The organism is Paenibacillus sp. FSL R5-0887 (assembly GCF_038002305.1).
GTDB classification, from domain to species: Bacteria; Bacillota; Bacilli; order Paenibacillales; family Paenibacillaceae; genus Paenibacillus_AQ; species Paenibacillus_AQ odorifer.
Genome location: NZ_JBBOCE010000001.1, coordinates 2,191,428 through 2,211,715, shown reverse-complemented (window position 1 = coordinate 2,211,715; position 20,288 = coordinate 2,191,428). Strand labels below are relative to the sequence as shown.

The 20,288-nt window shown below is 42.8% G+C and carries 25 protein-coding genes; 17 read left to right on the top strand and 8 right to left on the bottom strand.

Annotated elements, in window-relative coordinates:
* Positions 1-56 precede the first annotated feature (56 nt).
* Together MKY14_RS09975 and MKY14_RS09970 are read right to left on the bottom strand one after the other, a co-directional pair.
* A complete protein-coding gene (locus tag MKY14_RS09975) occupies positions 57-278 on the bottom strand; it encodes a helix-turn-helix domain-containing protein (RefSeq protein ID WP_076127127.1) in 222 nt (73 codons plus the stop codon).
* Positions 279-338: 60 nt separating this feature from the next.
* Positions 339-557, bottom strand: coding sequence for a helix-turn-helix domain-containing protein (locus tag MKY14_RS09970; RefSeq protein ID WP_076100339.1), 219 nt, complete (start codon positions 555-557; stop codon positions 339-341).
* Positions 558-662: 105 nt separating this feature from the next.
* On the opposite strand from MKY14_RS09970, the gene MKY14_RS09965 reads away from it, so the two are divergent.
* The 3 genes from MKY14_RS09965 to MKY14_RS09955 all read left to right on the top strand — a co-directional run bounded on the left by MKY14_RS09965 (position 663) and on the right by MKY14_RS09955 (position 3,249).
* Positions 663-965, top strand: coding sequence for a DUF6809 family protein (locus tag MKY14_RS09965; RefSeq protein ID WP_076127124.1), 303 nt, complete (start codon positions 663-665; stop codon positions 963-965).
* A gap of 1,015 nt (positions 966-1,980) precedes the next feature.
* Positions 1,981-2,973 (top strand): hypothetical protein, encoded by a 993-nt coding sequence (locus tag MKY14_RS09960; RefSeq protein ID WP_076127118.1) that lies wholly within the window; start codon positions 1,981-1,983, stop codon positions 2,971-2,973.
* Positions 2,974-2,988: 15 nt separating this feature from the next.
* Positions 2,989-3,249 carry a helix-turn-helix domain-containing protein gene (locus MKY14_RS09955; RefSeq protein ID WP_036688642.1) on the top strand — a complete coding sequence of 87 codons (261 nt, stop codon included), beginning with the start codon at positions 2,989-2,991 and terminating at the stop codon, positions 3,247-3,249.
* Positions 3,250-3,280: 31 nt separating this feature from the next.
* Here MKY14_RS09955 and MKY14_RS09950 read toward each other — a convergent pair whose 3' ends face one another.
* Positions 3,281-4,114 carry a MurR/RpiR family transcriptional regulator gene (locus tag MKY14_RS09950; RefSeq protein ID WP_076127116.1) on the bottom strand — a complete coding sequence of 278 codons (834 nt, stop codon included), beginning with the start codon at positions 4,112-4,114 and terminating at the stop codon, positions 3,281-3,283.
* A 181-nt stretch (positions 4,115-4,295) separates the two neighbouring features.
* Between MKY14_RS09950 and MKY14_RS09945 the strand changes: the two genes are divergently transcribed.
* The 4 genes from MKY14_RS09945 to MKY14_RS09930 are packed head-to-tail and all read left to right on the top strand — an operon-like array spanning position 4,296 to position 8,561.
* Positions 4,296-5,174, top strand: coding sequence for a cell division protein FtsQ (locus tag MKY14_RS09945; RefSeq protein ID WP_076127114.1), 879 nt, complete (start codon positions 4,296-4,298; stop codon positions 5,172-5,174).
* The gene (locus MKY14_RS09940) at positions 5,167-6,909 is read left to right on the top strand and encodes an ABC transporter ATP-binding protein (RefSeq protein WP_076127112.1); all 1,743 of its coding nucleotides are present in this window, start codon (positions 5,167-5,169) and stop codon (positions 6,907-6,909) included. The genes MKY14_RS09945 and MKY14_RS09940 overlap by 8 nt, the downstream gene beginning before the upstream one ends.
* The gene (locus tag MKY14_RS09935; protein ID WP_076100351.1) at positions 6,896-7,729 is read left to right on the top strand and encodes an energy-coupling factor transporter transmembrane component T family protein; all 834 of its coding nucleotides are present in this window, start codon (positions 6,896-6,898) and stop codon (positions 7,727-7,729) included. The genes MKY14_RS09940 and MKY14_RS09935 overlap by 14 nt, the downstream gene beginning before the upstream one ends.
* Before the next feature lie 34 nt (positions 7,730-7,763).
* Complete coding sequence (locus tag MKY14_RS09930) at positions 7,764-8,561, top strand: PHP domain-containing protein (protein ID WP_305953529.1); 798 nt, start codon at positions 7,764-7,766, stop codon at positions 8,559-8,561.
* 308 nt (positions 8,562-8,869) lie between these two features.
* Here the strand turns inward: MKY14_RS09930 and MKY14_RS09925 are convergent, their stop codons facing one another.
* A complete protein-coding gene (locus tag MKY14_RS09925) occupies positions 8,870-9,094 on the bottom strand; it encodes a hypothetical protein (RefSeq protein WP_076190853.1) in 225 nt (74 codons plus the stop codon).
* Between the two features lie 170 nt (positions 9,095-9,264).
* Between MKY14_RS09925 and MKY14_RS09920 the strand changes: the two genes are divergently transcribed.
* The 7 genes from MKY14_RS09920 to MKY14_RS09890 all read left to right on the top strand — a co-directional run bounded on the left by MKY14_RS09920 (position 9,265) and on the right by MKY14_RS09890 (position 15,525).
* Positions 9,265-10,104 (top strand): DegV family protein, encoded by an 840-nt coding sequence (locus tag MKY14_RS09920; RefSeq protein ID WP_036688632.1) that lies wholly within the window; start codon positions 9,265-9,267, stop codon positions 10,102-10,104.
* Between the two features lie 155 nt (positions 10,105-10,259).
* Positions 10,260-10,967 carry a response regulator transcription factor gene (locus MKY14_RS09915; protein ID WP_340977039.1) on the top strand — a complete coding sequence of 236 codons (708 nt, stop codon included), beginning with the start codon at positions 10,260-10,262 and terminating at the stop codon, positions 10,965-10,967.
* Positions 10,945-12,363, top strand: a complete 1,419-nt coding sequence (locus MKY14_RS09910; protein WP_076182735.1) for a sensor histidine kinase — start codon at positions 10,945-10,947, stop codon at positions 12,361-12,363. Before MKY14_RS09915 ends, MKY14_RS09910 begins: the two co-directional genes overlap by 23 nt.
* 41 nt (positions 12,364-12,404) lie before the next feature.
* On the top strand, positions 12,405-13,511 hold the full coding sequence (locus MKY14_RS09905; RefSeq protein ID WP_076304589.1) for an AI-2E family transporter: 1,107 nt from the start codon (positions 12,405-12,407) through the stop codon (positions 13,509-13,511).
* A 28-nt stretch (positions 13,512-13,539) separates the two neighbouring features.
* On the top strand, positions 13,540-13,890 hold the full coding sequence (locus MKY14_RS09900; RefSeq protein ID WP_340976388.1) for an Asp23/Gls24 family envelope stress response protein: 351 nt from the start codon (positions 13,540-13,542) through the stop codon (positions 13,888-13,890).
* A gap of 80 nt (positions 13,891-13,970) precedes the next feature.
* Entirely contained in the window at positions 13,971-14,348 is a 378-nt protein-coding gene (locus tag MKY14_RS09895) for a hypothetical protein (RefSeq protein WP_036688624.1), read from the top strand.
* 160 nt (positions 14,349-14,508) lie between these two features.
* A complete protein-coding gene (locus tag MKY14_RS09890; RefSeq protein WP_340976387.1) occupies positions 14,509-15,525 on the top strand; it encodes a S66 family peptidase in 1,017 nt (338 codons plus the stop codon).
* Between the two features lie 48 nt (positions 15,526-15,573).
* Here MKY14_RS09890 and MKY14_RS09885 read toward each other — a convergent pair whose 3' ends face one another.
* The 4 genes from MKY14_RS09885 to MKY14_RS09870 form a co-directional block, all read right to left on the bottom strand.
* On the bottom strand, positions 15,574-15,858 hold the full coding sequence (locus tag MKY14_RS09885) for a YxcD family protein (protein ID WP_036689115.1): 285 nt from the start codon (positions 15,856-15,858) through the stop codon (positions 15,574-15,576).
* Between the two features lie 8 nt (positions 15,859-15,866).
* Positions 15,867-16,298 (bottom strand): hypothetical protein, encoded by a 432-nt coding sequence (locus MKY14_RS09880; protein WP_081383222.1) that lies wholly within the window; start codon positions 16,296-16,298, stop codon positions 15,867-15,869.
* 174 nt (positions 16,299-16,472) lie between these two features.
* A complete protein-coding gene (locus MKY14_RS09875; protein WP_036688619.1) occupies positions 16,473-17,033 on the bottom strand; it encodes a beta-class carbonic anhydrase in 561 nt (186 codons plus the stop codon).
* 14 nt (positions 17,034-17,047) lie between these two features.
* Positions 17,048-17,389 (bottom strand): iron-sulfur cluster biosynthesis family protein, encoded by a 342-nt coding sequence (locus tag MKY14_RS09870; protein ID WP_076127099.1) that lies wholly within the window; start codon positions 17,387-17,389, stop codon positions 17,048-17,050.
* Between the two features lie 162 nt (positions 17,390-17,551).
* On the opposite strand from MKY14_RS09870, the gene MKY14_RS09865 reads away from it, so the two are divergent.
* The 3 genes from MKY14_RS09865 (at position 17,552) to ylxM (ending at position 20,279) form a co-directional block, all read left to right on the top strand.
* A complete protein-coding gene (locus MKY14_RS09865; RefSeq protein ID WP_036688614.1) occupies positions 17,552-19,069 on the top strand; it encodes a carboxypeptidase M32 in 1,518 nt (505 codons plus the stop codon).
* A gap of 56 nt (positions 19,070-19,125) precedes the next feature.
* Entirely contained in the window at positions 19,126-19,773 is a 648-nt protein-coding gene (gene trhA / locus MKY14_RS09860) for a PAQR family membrane homeostasis protein TrhA (RefSeq protein ID WP_036688612.1), read from the top strand.
* Between the two features lie 149 nt (positions 19,774-19,922).
* Entirely contained in the window at positions 19,923-20,279 is a 357-nt protein-coding gene (gene ylxM, locus MKY14_RS09855) for a YlxM family DNA-binding protein (protein WP_036688609.1), read from the top strand.
* The last annotated feature ends 9 nt before the right edge of the window (positions 20,280-20,288 follow it).

The following is a 20,288-nucleotide window of genomic DNA, read 5'->3' as shown; positions in this document are numbered from 1 at the left end:
TAGCCTAAACGTGAACAGCTCCTGTGATTATCACAGGAGCTTGTTTGTGCTGCGGATTATTTTTTGTTGGGATAGCATTTAGAATTATCTGTCTGACCTAAAATATAGTCGATGCTTACTTTATAGAAATTAGCTAGCGTAATTAAAACGGCGCTCGGAACATCCAAATTTCCATTTTCATAGCGGGAGTAGGTGGCTTGTGTAATATGTAAAAGCTCCTCTATTTGTTGCTGTGTCAGATCTTTGTCTTCGCGTAAATCACGGATTCCTGTGTACAATGCTCATCAGCATAAGAATGAAATCCTTTGAAAACTGCGATATCTACTCATTCTTTAAATTTAACTTTTAGAGTAAGGAGTTTTTTGGTTCGTTCTGTTTAGTAAATAGTCAGTACTCGTCTTATGATAATCTGCTAGCTTAATCAGAATGGCCGTGGGAATATCAACATCACCGCGTTCATAATTACTATAAATCCTCTGGCTGCATTGCAAATACTCTGCCATTTGGGTTTGAGTTAAATCTTTATCTTCACGCAAATCTCGGATACGTTGATACATACTAAACACCTCCAAGGCAAGCATATCTTAGCGAATTATTCGCTATTAATTTTTAGCGATAAATTCGCTAAGATGATTGAAGAGATGATTTGGGAGGGATGACTGGTGAGTCTTTTGGAGGATTTATATTACGGGAAAATCTGTCCAAGTGAACTTTTGTGTTTACGCGATCCCGAGTATATACAGAACTCCAAGCTAATCTCAGAGTTTATGGACATCCTAAAAGCAAAGTTATCTATAGAAGACTTTACTATGATTGAACAAGCCTTGGATCTGAGTGGCATGCAGAACTCTATCTCATCCGCTTCCGCCTATACTCTCGGATTCAGAATGGGGGCTGCTATGATAATAGAAGTATTAGAACATAAGGATGAACTTATACACTCTAAGGGAGAAGCTATGTCTTGAAAAAATAAAGATAGAGCTATTAGAGGGTAGAAATCGAGAAGAGGAGAACAAAAATTGAACAATATTCCAAACCGCATATGTTGATAGACGAACTTCTTCAGGCAGAAAGTTGGGGCATTATTCAAGCGAAGTTGGTTCCTGCTATTAAGGAAGCTATCGCTATGGGAGAGGTTGAAAAACTCTCTAAACTTAGGACTAAGATTCCATATTCTTTCGAAAATTCATTAAAGCATTTGAAAAAAGCGGAGCGGGAATTCATTCGAAACGGATGACGGAAGTGGGGGAACCTCTTAACATGCGCTGGTTATATGAAAAAGATAATTTGACGATCAGTTTTACCGTAGTGAGAGACTAAGCCAGTCGGAGGCGTAGTTGATATACCGATTAACTCTCTTTCTTCGCTTAGGACGGATAAAAATATCGGTATCAGAAGCAGTGAAAAGGATATCATTGCAGCTATCCCTGAGGCATCCCGCAGCGAAAAGAAAGTAGATGGTGTTGTTAACTATTGGGTGAACGTTATCAAGCTTGACGAAGGATTCTATCATCCTTCCCTTGCCTTTGTCGTCAAAGAAGACAAGGTTGAAAATCTAGAGTTAACCAAATTACTTATTGATCTGAGTGAATAAAGAAGGCAGGCTCACATGGCCAGCCTTCTTTATTTAGCTTTACAAGGCGACTTCTTTTTTGTGACCAGTCGGATGCTCCAATTGCTTCATTGGCTGCATAAATTCCCGTTAGAACTGATCCTCCTGTTTCTAAGATACCCTGGTTGATTACCGGAAGCAGCTTATAGCCTAGAGTCTTTTTTTGGTGTCTGTAAAATCGGGGCTTGACCATTAAGGGCAGGGCCTTCTTTACGTTATTCCAGACCATTGACAATTATTGTAAAGATGGTGTATTGTAAGTGATAAGTAGTAAGTAGTAAGTAGTAAGTAGTAAGTTAATCAAACGCTCACCATACGGAATAAATATCATCCTGTAAATACGAATTAATGGATAGGGGTGGATGGTTATGATGGATCTTAAATTAGCACCAAGTTTTTCATTGATCGCGCTTAATGCACAGAGAAGTCTTCAGATGACTACTGTCAAGAAAGTGTCTTTGCGCTGCATGGCAGCAGCGGTTATATTGGAGCTTTACTTAGAGGGATGTTTTACACAATCTGAGAACAAGTTAACTTTGCACAAGGAAGCACTTGATCAATCTCATTCAACACTCTATAGAGAAACTGTTCTACAATCCTTACTTCATAATAGTGCTGAGGTGAAGGGTGATCTAAATTGGTGGTTAAAGAAGGCTTCGAGGAAGTCTAACCATCAATTAAAAAAGTTCGAAACCGCGATTTCAGATTATCTTCAAGCAATGAATTTGCTTGAAGATATACCAAGCCTGATAGGGAGCGACATGTATTTTGATTCTGCTGAAGTTGAAATTAGAGCCTATCGCAGTAATATGGAGGCGTACACGAGCATTACAGAGAATATGCGGGCAGAGATTTTGGAAGAGGGCCCAGTAACAGATGAGGTCATTTGTATGCTATGGCTACTTCGTGAATGTGGATGTATGCATGATTTCTTCTCGCTGAACGAATTAGAAGAGGTGAATATCAAATTACATGATCTATACCAAAGTAACTTATGGGCAAAGGCGCTGTTTCCTATACAAATTCGCCAGGGAGTTGAGTTAGGTATCAAACGTTTTTTAGCATTGAAGACAAAGTTTGCGAAGACCTTTATCGGCAGTAGTCTCAATCTTATCTTCCCTGCCCTAGAGCGATCACGAGCTGTCTTTATAGAAACAGAGTCCTGGTTTGATAATTCTAATCAAAGGTTAGACGCAGTTACTACAAGATTAATGTCCTATGGACATGAAGTTAAGGTGCTGGAGAGAGGATCGATTGCGACTCTTAAAATTGATAATTTGCTCTACGATGCGATCCCACATTTTGTAATGATGAAAGTGCCAATTCAAGGGGTGCGTCTTATTCCCAAGCGCCCGCTGTAAAGGAGTTGGTTATCAATGTCTAGACAACGATCCATGGAGAATATTATGGCGTCAGAATATGTATCGATAGGGGAATTAGTAAGAATCACAAATGCTCGTTATAGTACACTCAAACATTATACAGAAGAAGGCATGCTGCCCTTTGAACAGGCAGAGGAGAATTTAACACGCAGATATAAAAGAGAAGAAACCGTCGCGCGCATTCTTTGGATCAAAGAAATGAAAGCAAACGGTTTATCTATCCCACAAATTAAAGAAGCTTTAGGAATGAATTAAATTCCCCTTATCCTTGCAGTCAAATCTAAACCTAACTCCGTGGGAGCTTCCCCCCATACTGCGCGCGCAATTGCTGCAATTTATCCAGCTTGCTTAGACTACTGTCCCTATTCGCTAATCCCACTCCAAGGATCAGATTCTCAATAATATAGGTGGGGCCAACCATGGAATGGAACTCCCAAACCTCACCTCTCCCCGCATAAAGCACGATATCTGCATCTTGGGATCGCGGGTAGACAAGTCTATCTGTGATCAGGATGACCTGGTAATTTGCTTCACGTGCATGGTTCAGTATGACTTCAATCTCAGGCAGTATTTGCACAAATCCAAAGACAAGCAAGACATCTTGTTTGTCAGCATGCATTAAGGTCTCTAGCAGCTCATGGCCGCTGGGGGCCATTTTTTTCATTTGAAGACCAAAACGCGCCATTCGATAGATCATTAGCTCTGCTAATCCGGCGCAAGGTCCAGGGCTATATACATAAATAATCCGAGCTGTAGATATTGCATCTACTGCACGCTTTAGTACATCGTCGCTTAAATAGCGGCGTGTTTCTTGCAAATGATGTGAGCAATTGTCCAGCAGCAGTTGAGGGAGTGAGGTATCGTCTGATCGCTGCATGGCATCACGCATTTTTACAGAAGGTGTGGATTCAAAGCGGAAACGGAGCCGGTTTTTAAAATCTTTGGCATGTTTGTACCCCGCAGCTTTCCAGAACCGTGAAACAGAGGCGATGCTCAAATGCAGCTCGTCTGCCATTTCTTGTTCGGTCATGTAGACCACACGTTGCTCATTTTTTTGAATAAAGTCGGCAATTATCCGTTGATTAGGCGAAAAAGCGCGGTGGTTCCAATCTTTATACAATCTCTCAATCCTCCTATGATGATGCGATAGATAGAATATAACGTGCGAATATGTTGTAAATATTTTTACAACGTTAAAAATATTGAAAAAAATATTACTCTCACTTAACAAATGAAAAAAGCTGTGATGACATGGCCTTCTTATAATGAAGATAAATTCTTATTGGGAGGCCAAATATTTCATGAGCACGATAAAAACGCGTTACACACTGACTCAGTCACAAAAAATGATGATTTTTGTACTGTCGATGTCGCTTTACGGGTTGTCCAATATGTTTACCGAGCTAGTGCCTGGGATCAAACTGGGCCCGATTGAATTATCCATTGAATATTTCGCCTTCATTCCTTTGACATTATGTATGTTGTTTCACCCCTTATATGCGGCGGTCGGAGCAGCTGTTGGTGAGGTAATCTTCGGGGAATTGATGTTAGGCCAATTTGGAGGTTTAGGGGAGCTGGAGAAATTCATTACCTTCTCACTGGCGATGTATACCGCAGGCCGCATGGTGTCTGATCCGAAGAATCGTAGACAGGTTGGAGTGGCTGCGATTACCGGCGTGGCGATTCACCAGTTTTTTAGCTCCGTTATAGATATTGTGAAGGTATGGGTAGGGGTAGAAGAGCTAGAGGCTGTTAAAGGACTGGCAGAAAGTATCGTTGTAATTGAGGGAGTAGGGTTCTTGAATGATGTCCTTTTCTCCGGCATTTTGTTCGCGCTAATTCCTACTATGTATCTGGTTCCGCGTTTATATGGAAAAATTGAACCATTGCTCGGCATGAAGCCACGTGAGCGGAATATGAAATATGCAACAGGAGCATGGCTATCTCCTAAGCTGGTCATTGCCGGAACCTTTCTAGTGATGGTAGCAGTGGGTTCGGAATTGTTATCGGAATCGGGCTGGAACTTCGGTGATTTTGAGCTTGCAGGGGCGGAATCGAATGAAAAGACCTTGATTTGGCTCAGTATGTTGGTGGCGGCTGTAGTAGCGGCAACGGCGATTATTGCACTGCTTCGGCGTTCGGCACGAAAAAGACAGGAAGCGGGTCAAGCAGATGCGTAATACAATTCTTGAATTGAACAAAATTAACTTTACGTATCCGGGAGCCGAACAACCAGTACTGCAAGACGTAGACTTACGACTGGGAGAAGGAGATTTTATTGCGATCATCGGCAGTAATGGCTCCGGGAAATCTACTCTCTGCAAATGCTTTAACGGCTTAATTCCTCATTATTACACTGGTGATTTCAGTGGAGAGGTGACAGTTTGCGGCCAATCTGCGGATGGAAAAAGTGTAGCAGAGCTGTCCAAGCGTATCGGTTATGTTTATCAGGATTTCGAGAATCAATTGGTACGGCCGACAGTGCTTGATGATGTGTCTTTTACACCTCTAAATTATGGGTTTACGGATTACAAGGAACGGGGAGAGCGTGCGCTGGCGTTAACCGGACTTAGTGACTTGAGGCATGAATTTATTTGGCAGTTAAGTGGTGGGCAAAAACATCTGCTCGCTCTGGCTGGAGCCCTAGCTATGGATCCGGAAATTCTGGTGATCGACGAACCCGTAGCCCAGCTGGATCCGCAGCATGCCCGTCATATCTATGATATTTTGCAGCGTTTGAATGAGGAGCATGGAAAGACCATTGTAGTGATTGAGCATCATGCGGAATTTATTGCGGATTATTGCAAAAATGTTGTCCTGATGGATCAAGGTAAAATGCGCTGGCAGAAGCCTGTGCGTGAAGCTTTGTCATCTGTACAAGAATTGCTAGAGCTGGGCATATACCCACCGGATGTGACCCGGGCGGCTTGGCTGCTACAGCCCGATGATCAGAAGACAAGGCGGCTTCCCTTAAATGCTGAGGAAGGCAGTACCCGCATGACGCTACGTCAGGATGCCAAGGAGACACTTCCAATCGGACGTATGCAAGAGCAGCTCCCCATAGCTGCAAAAGAAGAAAATTCTATCGTTCAGCTGGAGAATGTTCACCTCTCTTACCGTACGATTCATAAGGTGCTGCATCCTGTACTGAATGGAATTCAGCTAGAACTGCGGCAGGGAGAGTCCATTGCTCTTATTGGCAACAACGGAGCAGGTAAATCTTCATTAATGAAGCTGATTGCTGGTATTGTCAGACCTACAGCTGGAACCGTAAAGGTTAAAGAAATGACGGTGAACGGGCTGCCGCCTGAACGTCTCTCCGGTACGGTAGCTTACGTATTCCAGAATCCGGAGGAAATGTTTATCGAGGATTCTGTGCGTAAGGAAATTGCTTATTATCTGAAGGCGCGGAAACTACCAAATACGGATGGAAGAGTGGATGAGATGCTAAAGGCATTTCGCTTAAGCGAGCTGGCTGAACGGGATGCCCGACTGCTAAGTGGAGGGCAGCAGCGCCGGGTATCCTTGGCGATTGGTGCCGCGGTTAGGCCTGCTATCATGTTGCTTGATGAACCGACAGCTAATCTGGACATTTCGACCAAACAAGAAATGGTACATGTGCTGGAGACGCTTCGTAATCATGTGAAGACGGTCGTCATCGCAACTCATGATATGCAGCTTGTCTCTGAATGGGCCAGCAGAATAATTGTAATGCATCAAGGGCGGATAATTGCGGATGGGACGAAGGATGAAATTTTCGCTGACGGCCTTCTTTTACGGCGTGCGGGTCTGGCCCAGACCCAATTGATGGAGCTAAGTCGTATGCTCGGTCTCCCTAGAATTTGCAGTAGCTTAGAAGAGTTTGTGAGTTTAGTGGAAAAGAAGGAGGTAGCTGCAATCCATGGAAGCCGTTAAACGGGCACTTGACCGTATATCTGTAGAACAAATCAAATTGGAGTTACTCGGGACCGCATATAACAGCAGCAGCACTTTTCTGGGCAGGCTGGACCCGCGAACCCTGCTGCTCTGGTATCTCTTTTTTGCCATCGTGCCTTGGTTTGTACATAACCGGACAATCCTGTTAGGGATGTTCGTGCTTATGGTTTTAACAACCGTCCTCTCCCGGGTCAGCCCCTATATTATTTTTATATTATGTCTCGGCTTGATCAGCCAGATTGGCTGGATGTTTATATTGTCGCTCTTTTTCGGCGGGGGGATTGAATCCTTGCTGCCTATGCTGACACTGACGCTTAAGCTTTCGGTGATTTCGCTGGCGAGTATTACGGTTTTCTCTAGTCTTGATCCGGAACGACTTAGTGACGGCTTACTGTCCTTAGGAATCCCTGATACTTTTGCATTCAGCTTATCTTATGGTTATCGTATTTTGCCTACTTTACTAGAGGAATTCCATCAGATCCTACTTTCCTTTAGATTGAGAGGGCAACGACCGCTTCAACATGGAATTTTCTATTGGCGAACAATAACGTATTATTTGCGAATCGTCATTCTGGCATTTTACCCGCTCATGTTGAACACAGCTAAACGTTCTCGAACAACGATTGAAGCACTTGAGACTCGGGGATTTAGCTACGGCCTTAATAATAAGAAAGTGAAGAAGATCAAGTTATCTTATTTGAAAATGAAGCGGTCCGACTGGTACTTTTTATCCGGATCCACTGCTTATGTCATCTTGATATTCTGTATTGGTTATCTCTACCCTGAACTGGTGTATTAACATAACTTACAAGCTCAAAGGAGACGAATTAGACATGATGAATATTGATCTGCATACCCATGGTAAATTATCTAAGAAATCTACGTTTTCACCCGAATATTTTGCGGAGATGATGTTCGAAGCCAAGGCGAATGGATTACAGGCTGTAGCATTGACCGAGCATTTTAATACTTCTAATTTCTTTGCGATGTATGATGCGCTGGATCAGACTTATCCCTATAACGGGCATTATTACGATGTGAACGGACTTAAACTGTTTCCAGGCATGGAAGTGGATATCGCGGAGACAGGTCACATCCTGTTGATCGGACTGAAGGAGAATGTTCTAGCTGTCCGCGCTTTACTAGATGAGCATACGCAGGAGGGGAATTTCATACCGTTTAAGCAGTTGCTTGATATGGCCGATGAACATAATCTTTGGAAAATCGGAGCCCACCCCTTCCGAACTTCTACGCCTTTACATCAACTGGATCCGGCATTGCTTCAGCGATTAGATGCTTTTGATTTCAACGCTAAGGATATTTACATGCAGGGGGTGGAGACTTATAAGAACCTGATCACGCCCTTTGCTGAGAAGCTGGGTGTGCCTGTGATTGCTGGCAGTGACAGTCATCAGTGTTTGCAGTATGGCAGTGTTGTGAATCGTCTGCAAGACTCCTGCTCAACTGTGGAAGAATTGAAGGAAGCTATCAAACAAGGGAACTATGAAATAGAGGTTTCTCCGTGTCTTCATACCAAAGTAAAGGCTTCGGTAATGATGAAAAAACTATTGAAGCAGTTAATTGGCGAAGCCCCCTCCAGAGATGAAGCGGAGTTAGGATATATGGCGTAGAAAATAGAAGAGGGTTGTTCCATAAGCCATGAAATGATGAAATGGCTACTGGGACAACCCTTTTTGTTGTTCGCTGGATTTCATTACTTTTGCATGTACAAAGATAACTATCGGACACAGATGACCTTAAACGCAGTTTTACTCCGCATTTGGGATGCTAACGGACTCCATAGCCACTATTGGCACGGAAAACACCATATATGAACCTCATTCTACGGAATAACGGCTCTGGAGTCCGAAACTCTGCTCAAAAGGCTGGAAATTTGCCAATAACGTCATCTGGGTCCTCAAATCTTAGAATGTATGAATTATCGTTTGTCTTTCGAATCTTTATTGCTGACTCGGGTGGGTCTGGTCACCCAATTCGTGCGATTCATCGGTTTTACGGTATCAATTCTTGAATTGGAAGGTTCATTCGAAGGTTCTGTAGATTCAGTTTCAGTAGAAGCTGCACCCTCTTGATCTACAGTTTTTTTCCTCGATAGTCCTGTACCATCATGTTTGCCTCTGTTCCATACTCTACCCTTACTCATACATACACTCCATTTCTATACGCTTATTCATAAACCATATCATATAAGGACAAGTTAAGGAAGAAAGACATAACACAGATCGAAGAATTTTTCAAGTTATAAAGGTTACTGGAGATTTCATTTTATGGTGGCTATAATAGTACTGATATTGAAAGGAGAGTACTTATATTATGGCAATCAAGATCATAACAGACAGCGGTTCAGACCTACCCCTTGACTACATGGAGAAGTATAATGTTTCCGTGATCCACCTACCGGTTCATTTTGGGCATGAGTTAATGCCGGCAGATACGGACACGAAAAGCTTTTATGCTCAAATGCGCGAATCCAAGGAGCTGCCTACCACAGCTAGTCCAAGTCCCAACGAATTCCTTGAGAAGTTCAAGCAAGTGGAGGAGGGAACTGACATTATGGTCATTTGTATGTCCTCTAATATTAGTAGCACTTATCAGACGGCTATGATTGCTATGGAAATGTATAAGGATGAAGGACATACCAATGCAATAGAGGTTATAGATTCCAAAAACTTCTCAGGCGGGCTGTCATTGATTGTCGGCCTGGCGGCGCAGTGGTCCTTAACTTGTTCAAGCTTGCAAGAGCTCAAGGAAAAGGTACTTCAGCAGATAGAGGAAGTTAACGCTTATTTTACGCTGGACACTCTGGAGAATGTAATGAAAGGCGGACGTCTAAGTCGGCTCTCGGGAGCCGTAGCGTCTGTACTCAATATAAAGTTGCTGCTCAAAATCAGCGAAGAAGGCACTGTCGAAGTAGTGGAGAAGACCCGGGGTCTTCCAAAAGCACTGAATCGTCTGCTAGCGCATTTGGATGAGAAGCAGCATGATTACGAGAAAGCGGTTATCGCTATTGTACACAGTAATTGTGAGAAGCTGGCACTCGAGATTAAAGAACGCATTTTACTAAAGCATCCCTTCAAAGAAGTCTTACTCTCAAGCATGGGGCCGGTTATGGGAACCTATGCTGGGGAAGGCGGAATTGGCGTAGCTTTTTAAAGTAGTGATCCTCACAATCCAGACAAATTACGATCGTACATGGGACGGTTTCCCGTGTGCGATTTTTATTTTATTACTATGTGATAATTTAGCTATTCTTTAGATTGTGTTTAGGCTCTGTTAATAATCACAGAATATAGTTAGATGGGGGGATTATCATGTATACAATATTGATCGCTGATGATGAAGCAGAAATTGTGGAATTGCTAAGATTATATTTAGAGAAAGAGTACAACATTTTGGAAGCAAACAGTGGTACTGAAGCCTTAACGCAGGTACAGAACCATAAAGTTGATTTGGCAATTCTGGATATTATGATGCCGGGTCTGGATGGACTGCAATTATTGAAAAAGATCCGCGAGGTGCATCATTTTCCAGTGTTATTTTTATCCGCCAAAAGCGAACATCATGACAAAATTCTGGGTCTTGAACTAGGAGCCGACGATTATATTTCCAAACCGTTTAATCCATTAGAAATAGTAGCCCGTGTTGGAGCACTGCTGCGGCGTGTACATCATTTCGATGCGCAAGTCGTTGAGGAAAAAGAAGCTGAACAGATTGTATTAGGTGAATTAATACTGGATCAAAGCCAGTGTCTGCTTTATCGTTCAGGTGAACCAGTGGTGCTTACTTCTACCGAGTACAAAATTTTGGAACTAATGATGAAGCAGCCTGGACGAGTCTTTACACGCAAAAAAATCTATGAGGCCGTGTGGGAAGATTTCTATGTGTACGAAGATAATAGTATCATGGTACATATCAGCAATATCCGGGAAAAAATTGAGGAAGATTCCAAAAAGCCAGTATATTTAAAGACTATTAGAGGGCTGGGATACAAAATTGAAGCGCCTATGGAGCAATAGAGATCAACGACCTTTACAATCATCGCTGACGCTGGATTTTTTGTTGTTTATCTGTATTTTGTTTTTTCTCGTGATTGTATATTATTTGTTTATTAATCTTGATGTGACCCATATTTTTGAAAAAAATAAAATCGCTGATCCTGATTTGAAGGTGGAAGCTAGTGCTTATCGAGATAATCTGGAGCATGGGATAGAAACCAAACGTCTTCTGCGTAGCGGGGGATGGATCGAGGTCTTGGATCAAGACATGAAGGTCACCAAGGTTGTTGGAGAAAAAAAAGACGGTGTAACCCAATATACCAGTAACCAGCTTTTAAAAAGTTTGGAAAATGGAGAAGATCAAGCTTACTTTTATTCGTTGACCACGCTAAATGCTCAGAGCGAATCGGAGTGGCTGCTCTTGAAGCTGCCGCGGGAAGCTATCACCATCACCATTAATAGTGATCCCTTCGTGGCCTACTTTAATCATTCGCTTTCATACTACGTCTTTTTGGGTGTGGGAATGATTCTTTTGCTAATTATCGTGTACAGCTATTGGGTGGCGCGGCGAATCAGGAAACCACTGCGTATCATCACTCTTGGGTTGAAGCAGATGATTCAGGGGAATTATGATACTCGAATCGCTTTATATGCAGAGAAGGAATTTTCGCAAATTGGAGAGACTTTTAATTATATGGCAGACGTAATTGAAAAGACGACCAAAGAAAAACGCCAGGCAGAGGAAAGTAAGAAACGGATGATGGTTGATCTGTCCCATGATCTGAAGACACCGATAACGAGTATACAGGGCTTTGCACAGGCGCTTGTAGAGGGTAGAGGCGAGGATGAAGAACGGCAAAAAAGATATTTAAGCTATATTTATAATAAATCCTCACAGGTTACTAAGCTGATTCAGAACATGCTGGAGCTGTTAAAAATAGATTCACCGGATTTCTTGCTACGAATGGAGCATCAAGAACTGGGCGAATTTATTCGTGAAATCATTGCAGATACCTACGGAGAGATTGAACAAAAGAACTTTGTTTTGCATCTAAATGTTCCCGAAGAGGATGTGTTTTTGAACTTTGATGCGGAACTGCTCTCGAGTGTGGTTCATAATTTGATCTCCAATGCACTGATCTATAATCCTCCAGGCACACATTTGCGTGTGGAGGTGATTCCTTTGGAGAAAGAAGTCACGATTGAAATCGCTGATACTGGAGTGGGTATTCCAGAAGAGCTGTGGTCCACAATGTTTGATCCGTTTGTTCGGGGAGATAAAGCGCGGACAGCTTCGGGAGGAACAGGGCTAGGTCTCTCGATAGCTATGAAAAATACAGAGAAAATGGGGGGTACGCTTCATCTCAGTCGCCGAAAGAAGGAACCTACGGTATTCACCATCCGGATTCCGAAATAACGAGCTGGAAGACATCCAAATCAGAAGACGGGAGAGAAACTATGGCTAAACTGAACAATTTCATCAGAGTTTGTCTAGCGATTCTTTTAGTGTTAGGCATTGTATATTTAGGCTCACGCGTAGATTTTTTATTCACACCGATCCTGTCTTTGTTCAGTGTCATTATAGTGCCTTTAATGCTGGCGGGTTTCTTTTATTACCTGCTGCGGCCACTGATCGATACCTTGGAGAAATATAAGCTGAATCGTTCTTTGGCGATTATCATCGTATATGTAGTTATTTTAGTGCTTCTGTTTGCTTTTATTATCGGCGTTTGGCCTTCACTTCGCACACAATTAGTTAATTTCGTCGATAATATGCCGAATCTCATTGCCTCCTTGAATCAACAGCTATTGAAACTAGAAGATAATGAATTTCTGTCTGCGTTGATCCCTGCTGATGCGAATCCAGCCTCCACATTGACGGATTATTTGAATAAAGGGTTTACGCTATTAACGAATTACGTATCAGGATTGTTCTCTTTTGTTTCGAATTTCGCGATCATTTTATTCACCTTTCCGATTATGTTATTCTACATGCTTAAGGAAGGTGGGAAATTCGGACGTAAGATTGTAAGTTTCTTTCCAAAGAAGTATCGTGAAGAAGGAACTACAATGATGACTGAAATCGACAGTGCGCTTAGTGGCTTTATCGTGGGCCGGGTGCTTGTTAATTTAGCCTTAGGCGTTCTGATGTATATTGGTTTCCTTATTATCGGCCTGCAATATGCATTGCTGTTGACTGTAATCGCAGTTGTGATGAACTTCGTGCCTTTTATTGGTGCGATACTGTCTAGTATCCCTATTTTCATCATCGGATTCATTCAATCGCCGTCTATAGCCGTCTGGTCCATCATCATTGTTCTGGTAGCGCAGCAGATACAGGATAATTTAATCGCTCCCTACATCTTTGGGAAAAAGCTCGATATTCATCCACTGACAACGATTATCCTGGTATTAGTTGGCGGTGATTTAGGCGGGATCATTGCGATATTGCTGATTATTCCGCTGTATATGATTGTTAAAATCGTCTTGACCAAGGCCTATTATTTGTTTGTCAAGCAACGCCGGGTAGAGATAGAGGTAGAGGAGAGTCCTGATATCTCTTAAGTTAATAAAACATTATGGAGGGATTTCTATGAATGAAGGAACGGAGCAAGGACTAATTCATATTTCAGATGATGTGGTGACTTCGATCGTCGGGCAAGTGGTTCTGGACACACCGGGTATTGCCGGCATGTCAGGAAGCAGTATCTCGGACAACTGGGCTAAACGTCTAAGCGGTAAAAATGTAAAAAAAGGAATGTCCGTTGAAGTAAAAGAAGTGGATGTTGCCATCGATCTTCAGGTCATAGTTAATTACGGATGTGTGATTCAAGAGGTCTGCTATATACTGCAGAAAAATGTAAGAAATGCTGTTGAAAATATGATGGGACTGTCTCTAGTTTCTGTAAATGTTAAGGTTGAGAAGGTCGCTCTGCCATTCTAAGAATAGCCCATTTAATAGGCACCGTAATCTAGGCTTCTGCATAGAATGGAGCAAATCCATTTACGGAGGTCAGAACATCCATGTCGACATTTAACACTGGGCAGCAACAGAATGTGATTTATCAGGCTGATCCTGCTGTGATCCGGCACCTGCACGGTGTCCGCGATTCCCTACATCAATCTTGCAAGCCATACCTTAACCATAAGGTGAACGTACAGACAATAGATGGCTTTGTACATGAAGGCGTTATAGCCGGAGTAGATAATAAACACTTGTATCTGAACGTTGCAGCTAATGGGCAAATGCCCCGCGGGTTTTACAACCCTCATCAGCCGTATCATCCTCATCCGGGCCCGGGACCTGGCCCATATCCAGGACCTTATCCAGGTCCCCCATACAATAATAATGTGATTTTACCGCTTGTGTTGTTTGAACTGCTTGCTATCTCTTTAATCTAGTGTTTGGGTTTAATTGAAGAAGGACATGTGCAGGATTTGCGGTCATACGTTGACGCATCCCGCCAGGTCCTTTTTTTGTAGGCGTAAAGTATGTGTTAGAAGAAGGTGTTCTCATTATCACTTTAGGGATATAATGGGTACAAACTCTGGGAGGTGGCATATGATTAGATACCCTTTTTTGAAAAAAAATGCGACGATAGGCGTTACAGCACCTTCATCTGGAGTAGGCATTCAAAATGCAGAACTACTAACACTGGCCTCCAGCCGGTTGAAGTCGCAAGGATTTAATGTCATTATCGGCGAAACGGCATGGAAGCAAGATAAGGCTAAATCTGCACCAGCCAAAGTTCGTGGTCATGAGTTTAATGAGATGATCAAAGATGATGGAATCGATGTCCTTATTCCGCCTTGGGGCGGGGAATTGTTAATTGAAGCTCTGGAATTTATTGATTTTGATGCTTTGCAGGACAAATGGATCGTGGGATATTCAGATATAAGCGTCTTGCTGCTTGCGGTCACGCTGACAACCGGGTTGGCTACTGCCCACGGAGCGAATCTCATTGATTTACGGGGAGAGTATTCGGATGATACTACAGCCCTCTGGCAGGCGGTTCTAGAGACACCAGTGGGTGAGTCCATTGTGCAGCATTCATCTCTTAAATATCAGCGGGAATGGCAGCATGATGTGCCTTCGCCATGCGTTTTTCATTTGACAGAGGAGACTTATTGGAAGTCTCTAACTACAGATGCTGTAACGATGAAAGGACGTCTGTTGGGTGGTTGTATAGATGTAATTAGGCATTTGATCGGCACACCTTATGGAAAGCTCCAGCATTTTCAGCAAGAAATGATTCATGACGAACCTATTGTTTGGTATTTGGAAAATTGTGAATTGAACACAGCGGATTTACGCAGATCTTTAGTGCAGATGAAGCTGGCAGGGTGGTTTGAGAATTGTTCGGGGATTATGTTTGGCAGAAGTCCAGCTAATCGGCCTGTGGATAACTATACTGCCGAGGATATCTATGCTGAACTATTTGAAGAGCTTAAGGTACCGATCGTTTATGATATCGATTGTGGTCATGTCCCGCCGCAGGTTACTTTTATTAATGGAGCTTATGCAGAAATTGAAGTGGCAGACGGAGTAGGGACGGTAAAGCAATATTTCTATGAATAGCGTTATATCAAAAAAGGACAACCCCTCGGGTTGTCCCTTTTACTATCATTAGTTCCCTGTATTTACAATCGCTGTGATTTCCTCATCCAGGTCCAGTCTTACATCTTCACGATAGGCGCGAACACCATATTCGCTGAGCATGTAACGCAAGATCGCTTCAATCATATTGGACTCCACTAGAAATTGACTGCGGCCCTGTACCCAAACCTCTGCAGAGTAACCGGTATCTTCTTCCCAGCTCAGTTCTACCTGAACATCCTCTGGACGAACAGCCTTTCGTTCCGCCATGTGCAGACAGAGGGCATTGATGATCTCATCCATGCTTAGAACAATTGTAGACATTAGTAACGACCATCCTGTTCTTCTAAGCGGCGACGTTCTTTTCTACGACGGAAGAAGGACATCACGAGCATAACCAATACATAGATAGCTAGCATATTAACGGCAAAGCCTAGGAAGTCACCAAAAGCTCCCATTCCACCAAACATTCCACCGAATAATAATCCAGCCAAACCACCGATCATCATGCCTTTCATTAAGCTGCCGCCGCTGAAGAAGCCACGTTTTGTATTTGCAGCAGATCCTGCTGTGGAACTTTTAGTGCTGTCACTTTTTTTGATGTTATTTGTTGTTGTTGATTTTTTTGGAGTTGTTGAATAGCTGCGAGTGCCGGATTTGAATCCGCCGCCACCTCGACGTGCATCGGCAAAGTCTGGAGCAACCACTGCAAAAAACAGAGTGAAGGCCATTAGAATCATCATTACGCGTTTCATTGGTTTCATTTAGTACGAAAACCCTCCTGTGAGCATGAATTTTTGTGTATGGTCGGTAATACGCAGACATGCCCCACAAGGTTTCAATTTTATTTATCATAATTTATACTTTTATACACAAAAAAAGCGTGGATCCAGGATCCACGCAAACAGCAGTTAGAGAGTCGTCATTCGTTACTTATACCCATCAGCGACAAGCTCAAGCGCTCCGGTTGCCGGATCGATGATCATGCCATGGATAGGTACATTAGGAGGAAGCAGTGGATGACGTTTAATCAGGTCCACAGTCTGAATTACCCCTTCTTCGACATTGTCAAACCCACGCAGCCATTTTGTAAGTTTGATTCCGGAATTCTCCAGTGTAGACAGCACTTCTTCAGATACTCCACGTTCTTTAATGGAATTGATCATATGGTCCGCATTGAGGGAGGCCATACCGCATTCATAGTGTCCAACCACGATTACTTCTTCAGCATCTAGTTCATATAGAGCTACCATTACACTACGCATAACACTACCAAAAGGTTGAGAAATAACCGCACCAGCATTTTTGATGATTTTGACATCACCATTTTTGAAATTCATGGCTTTCGGCAATAATTCAACGAGTCTAGTGTCCATACAGGTGATGATCAGCATTTTTTTGTCAGGATAACGACTGGTTAAATAAGCTTCATAGTCCTTATTCTCTACAAAACTTTTATTAAAGTTAATAATTTCTGATACGTGGCTCATATTAGCTTCCTCCCTCAAATTCCTTGAATTGTACTTACGTTGCGCATATCTCTTACCATGATATTGTTGCCATAAATCTGAGAATCACTGACCAGCTTATAGGAAGAGAAACGTTCCTCTGCATCGAGTCGCATCTTGTCTTCATAAAAGATTTCCTGTTGCCGGCTTACGATAAAGGGAAGAGAATTCGTCTCTATCCTAGAATCGCCTTGCTCCACTTCTGAAACAATCAGTAACACATTAATTCCGTCACACCCGCAGCCTACCGTATCATAAAAGAGCTTGAAAAATCCTGGCTGATCTCCAAGCCTTTCCTTCAACTTCCTTTCTGCGAGAGGTGTAACTTGAATCATCATAGCCCTGTTCACGCTCCTTGATTTTTGTTCGAAGCATGGTCTGCTTCTTATGTAACTCATTAAATATTTAAAATTAGAGATGTATCTCTGAAGTTGATTATACTCATTCAAAAAAGTATCATCAAGAGGAGTCTGTAAAACAGAGAAAGCAGGTGGAGTAGAATGGAACAACAAGTAAAGGAACGATGGGAACAATTCAGCGAGTTATTAGCAAAAATTAGTGGATATTCAGAGGCCATAGAATTAATGCACTGGGATTTGCGCACAGGTGCACCACGTAAGGGAGTAGAAGTTCGTTCAGGTACGATTGGGATGCTGAGTGGAGAATTGTTCAGACTTGAGATTTCACAGGAGATGGGTGACTTTACAGCATTTTTCAGCCGTCCAGAAGTGTTGAGCCAGCTTACAGCTAATCAACAAAAGATCGTCAACGATTGCCGCAAAGAGTATGAGCGCAGTAAGAGTATTCCGTCCAAAAGATTTGAAGAGTACGCTGTCCTGTCTGCTCATTCCCAAACGATCTGGGAAGAAGCTAAGGAGAACAATGACTTTGCTACATTTGAACCTTATTTGAGTAAAATCGTAGCTCTGAAACAAGAGTTCATCGATTATTGGGGTGTTAATGGCACACGTTACGATACGCTACTAGATATGTATGAGCCTGATCTCACAGTAGAAAAGGTGGATGAAGTGTTCAGTCGCCTCCGCAGCCGCTTGGTTCCGTTAGTGGAAGCTATCGCTGCTTCACCTAATAAACCAGATACCAGCTTCTTGCAGCAGATTTTCCCTAAAGAGCAGCAACAAAAGTTTGGTAACTTTATTCTGAAGCAAATGGGCTATGACTTCGACGCAGGCCGCTTGGATGAGAGTGTGCATCCTTTTGCTACAGGGCTGAATCCAGGTGACGTTCGTATTACGACCGCTTATTTACTTGATAACGTGACTAGCGCCGTCTTCAGCTCACTGCATGAAGGTGGACATGCGCTTTACGAACAAAATATCAGCCAAGATTTAGTGGGAACACCGCTGGCTCAAGGCGCATCGATGGGGATTCATGAATCTCAGTCGAGACTATGGGAGAATATGATTGGCCGCAGCCGTGCGTTCTGGCAACGTTATTACGGTGATCTGCAGCAGCATTTCCCAGAGCAACTTGCTAATGTAGATGTAGAGGATTTCTACCGGGCTATTAACAGTGTGGAAAATTCATTCATCCGAATTGAAGCAGATGAGCTTACATACAATCTGCACATTATTGTGCGTTACGAGATCGAAAAGCTTATTTTTAATGAAGGTCTATCTGTCAAAGATCTGCCTCAGGTATGGAATGCTAAATATCAAGAATATTTAGGTATTACACCGCCTAATGATGCGCTTGGTGTATTGCAGGACGTGCACTGGTCCGGTGGAGACTTCGGATATTTTGCATCCTACTCTTTGGGAAATATGTATGCTGCCCAAATCTTGAATACACTCCGCAAGGAGCTGCCGAACTACGATGAATTGATTGCTGCGGGAAATCTTTTGCCGATTAAAGAATGGTTAACAGAAAAAATCTACCGTTTCGGAAAAAGTCTGACCCCTTCGCAAATTATCGAACAAGTAACAGGTGAGCCGCTCAGTCCAGATTATCTGGCTGATTATTTGGAGGAGAAATACACGGAGATTTACAAACTGTAATCCAGTGAGGTCCGCGTGGTATAATAGAAAGAAAGCTTAGACGGAAGGATATGGATATGGCAAATACTCACACCTACACCCGGAGAGAAGAAGTCGCGAATGCGATTACGCACGGGATCGGAGCTGTATTAAGCGTCGCTGCACTTGTCCTGCTTGTTGTTTTTGCAAGTCTGAAAGGAACGGCATGGCATGTGGTCAGCTTCTCCATTTATGGAACGACAATGCTGCTTCTGTATCTCAATTCAACACTTGTGCATAGTCTCAAAGAGGGCAAGGCGAAGGATTTGTTCGAATTTTTCGATCACTCCTCTATTTATCTGTTTATCGCAGGCACGTACACTCCCTTTTTGCTAGTAGCTATTCGGGGAACACTTGGCTGGAGTTTATTTGGAGTCATTTGGGGGATCGCAGTATTTGGCGTTTTCTTCAAAGCGTTTTTTGTTAAAAAGTTTTTGTTCATGTCTACGGTATTCTACATTGCTATGGGTTGGCTGATTGTTATCGCCTGGAATCCTCTTTCGGCAGTTGTAGCGGACGGTGGTATGATTCTGCTGATGGCTGGCGGAGTGCTTTATACTCTAGGCACAGTTTTTTATGTGTGGAGAGGGTTTCCGTTCCATCACGCGATCTGGCATGTATTTGTTCTTGCAGGCAGTGTCACACATTTCTTCGCCATATTGATTTATGTACTGCCAATCCAATAATTTCAAGCGGATTTATCGCGGATAATATGGATTTTTAATAAAGAAAGAGATGACAAGCAAAAGTGCTTGACATCTCTCTTTCTTTTAGGTATCATAAGGGACGTTGTGAAGGTGTAAAGTGTTTTTCCTTGACGAAGGGGTTGTCCTTAATGAGTCAGGAGAATAGGCTCGAGAAAACGAATCGTATCAATTTGCTTTTTGCCTTCTATGAACGACTGCTTACAGATAAGCAGCAAACGTTTCTTAAATATTATTTTCACGATGATTTTTCCTTGGGAGAAATCGCCGCTGAATTTGAAATCAGCCGCCAAGCTGTTTATGAGCATATTAAGCGGGCTGAGCAAGTCCTTGAGAATTATGAAGAAAAACTTGGATTATTAGTGAAACATGAGAGTCGTACTAAATATTTAGAAGAGCTGCGCAGACTGCCGGAGAATGGGATGCTGCCTGAGCAATATAAACTTCGGTTCGCGGAGATCGTGGATCGCTTGCAGAGGTTAGAGTAGCATGAAGGG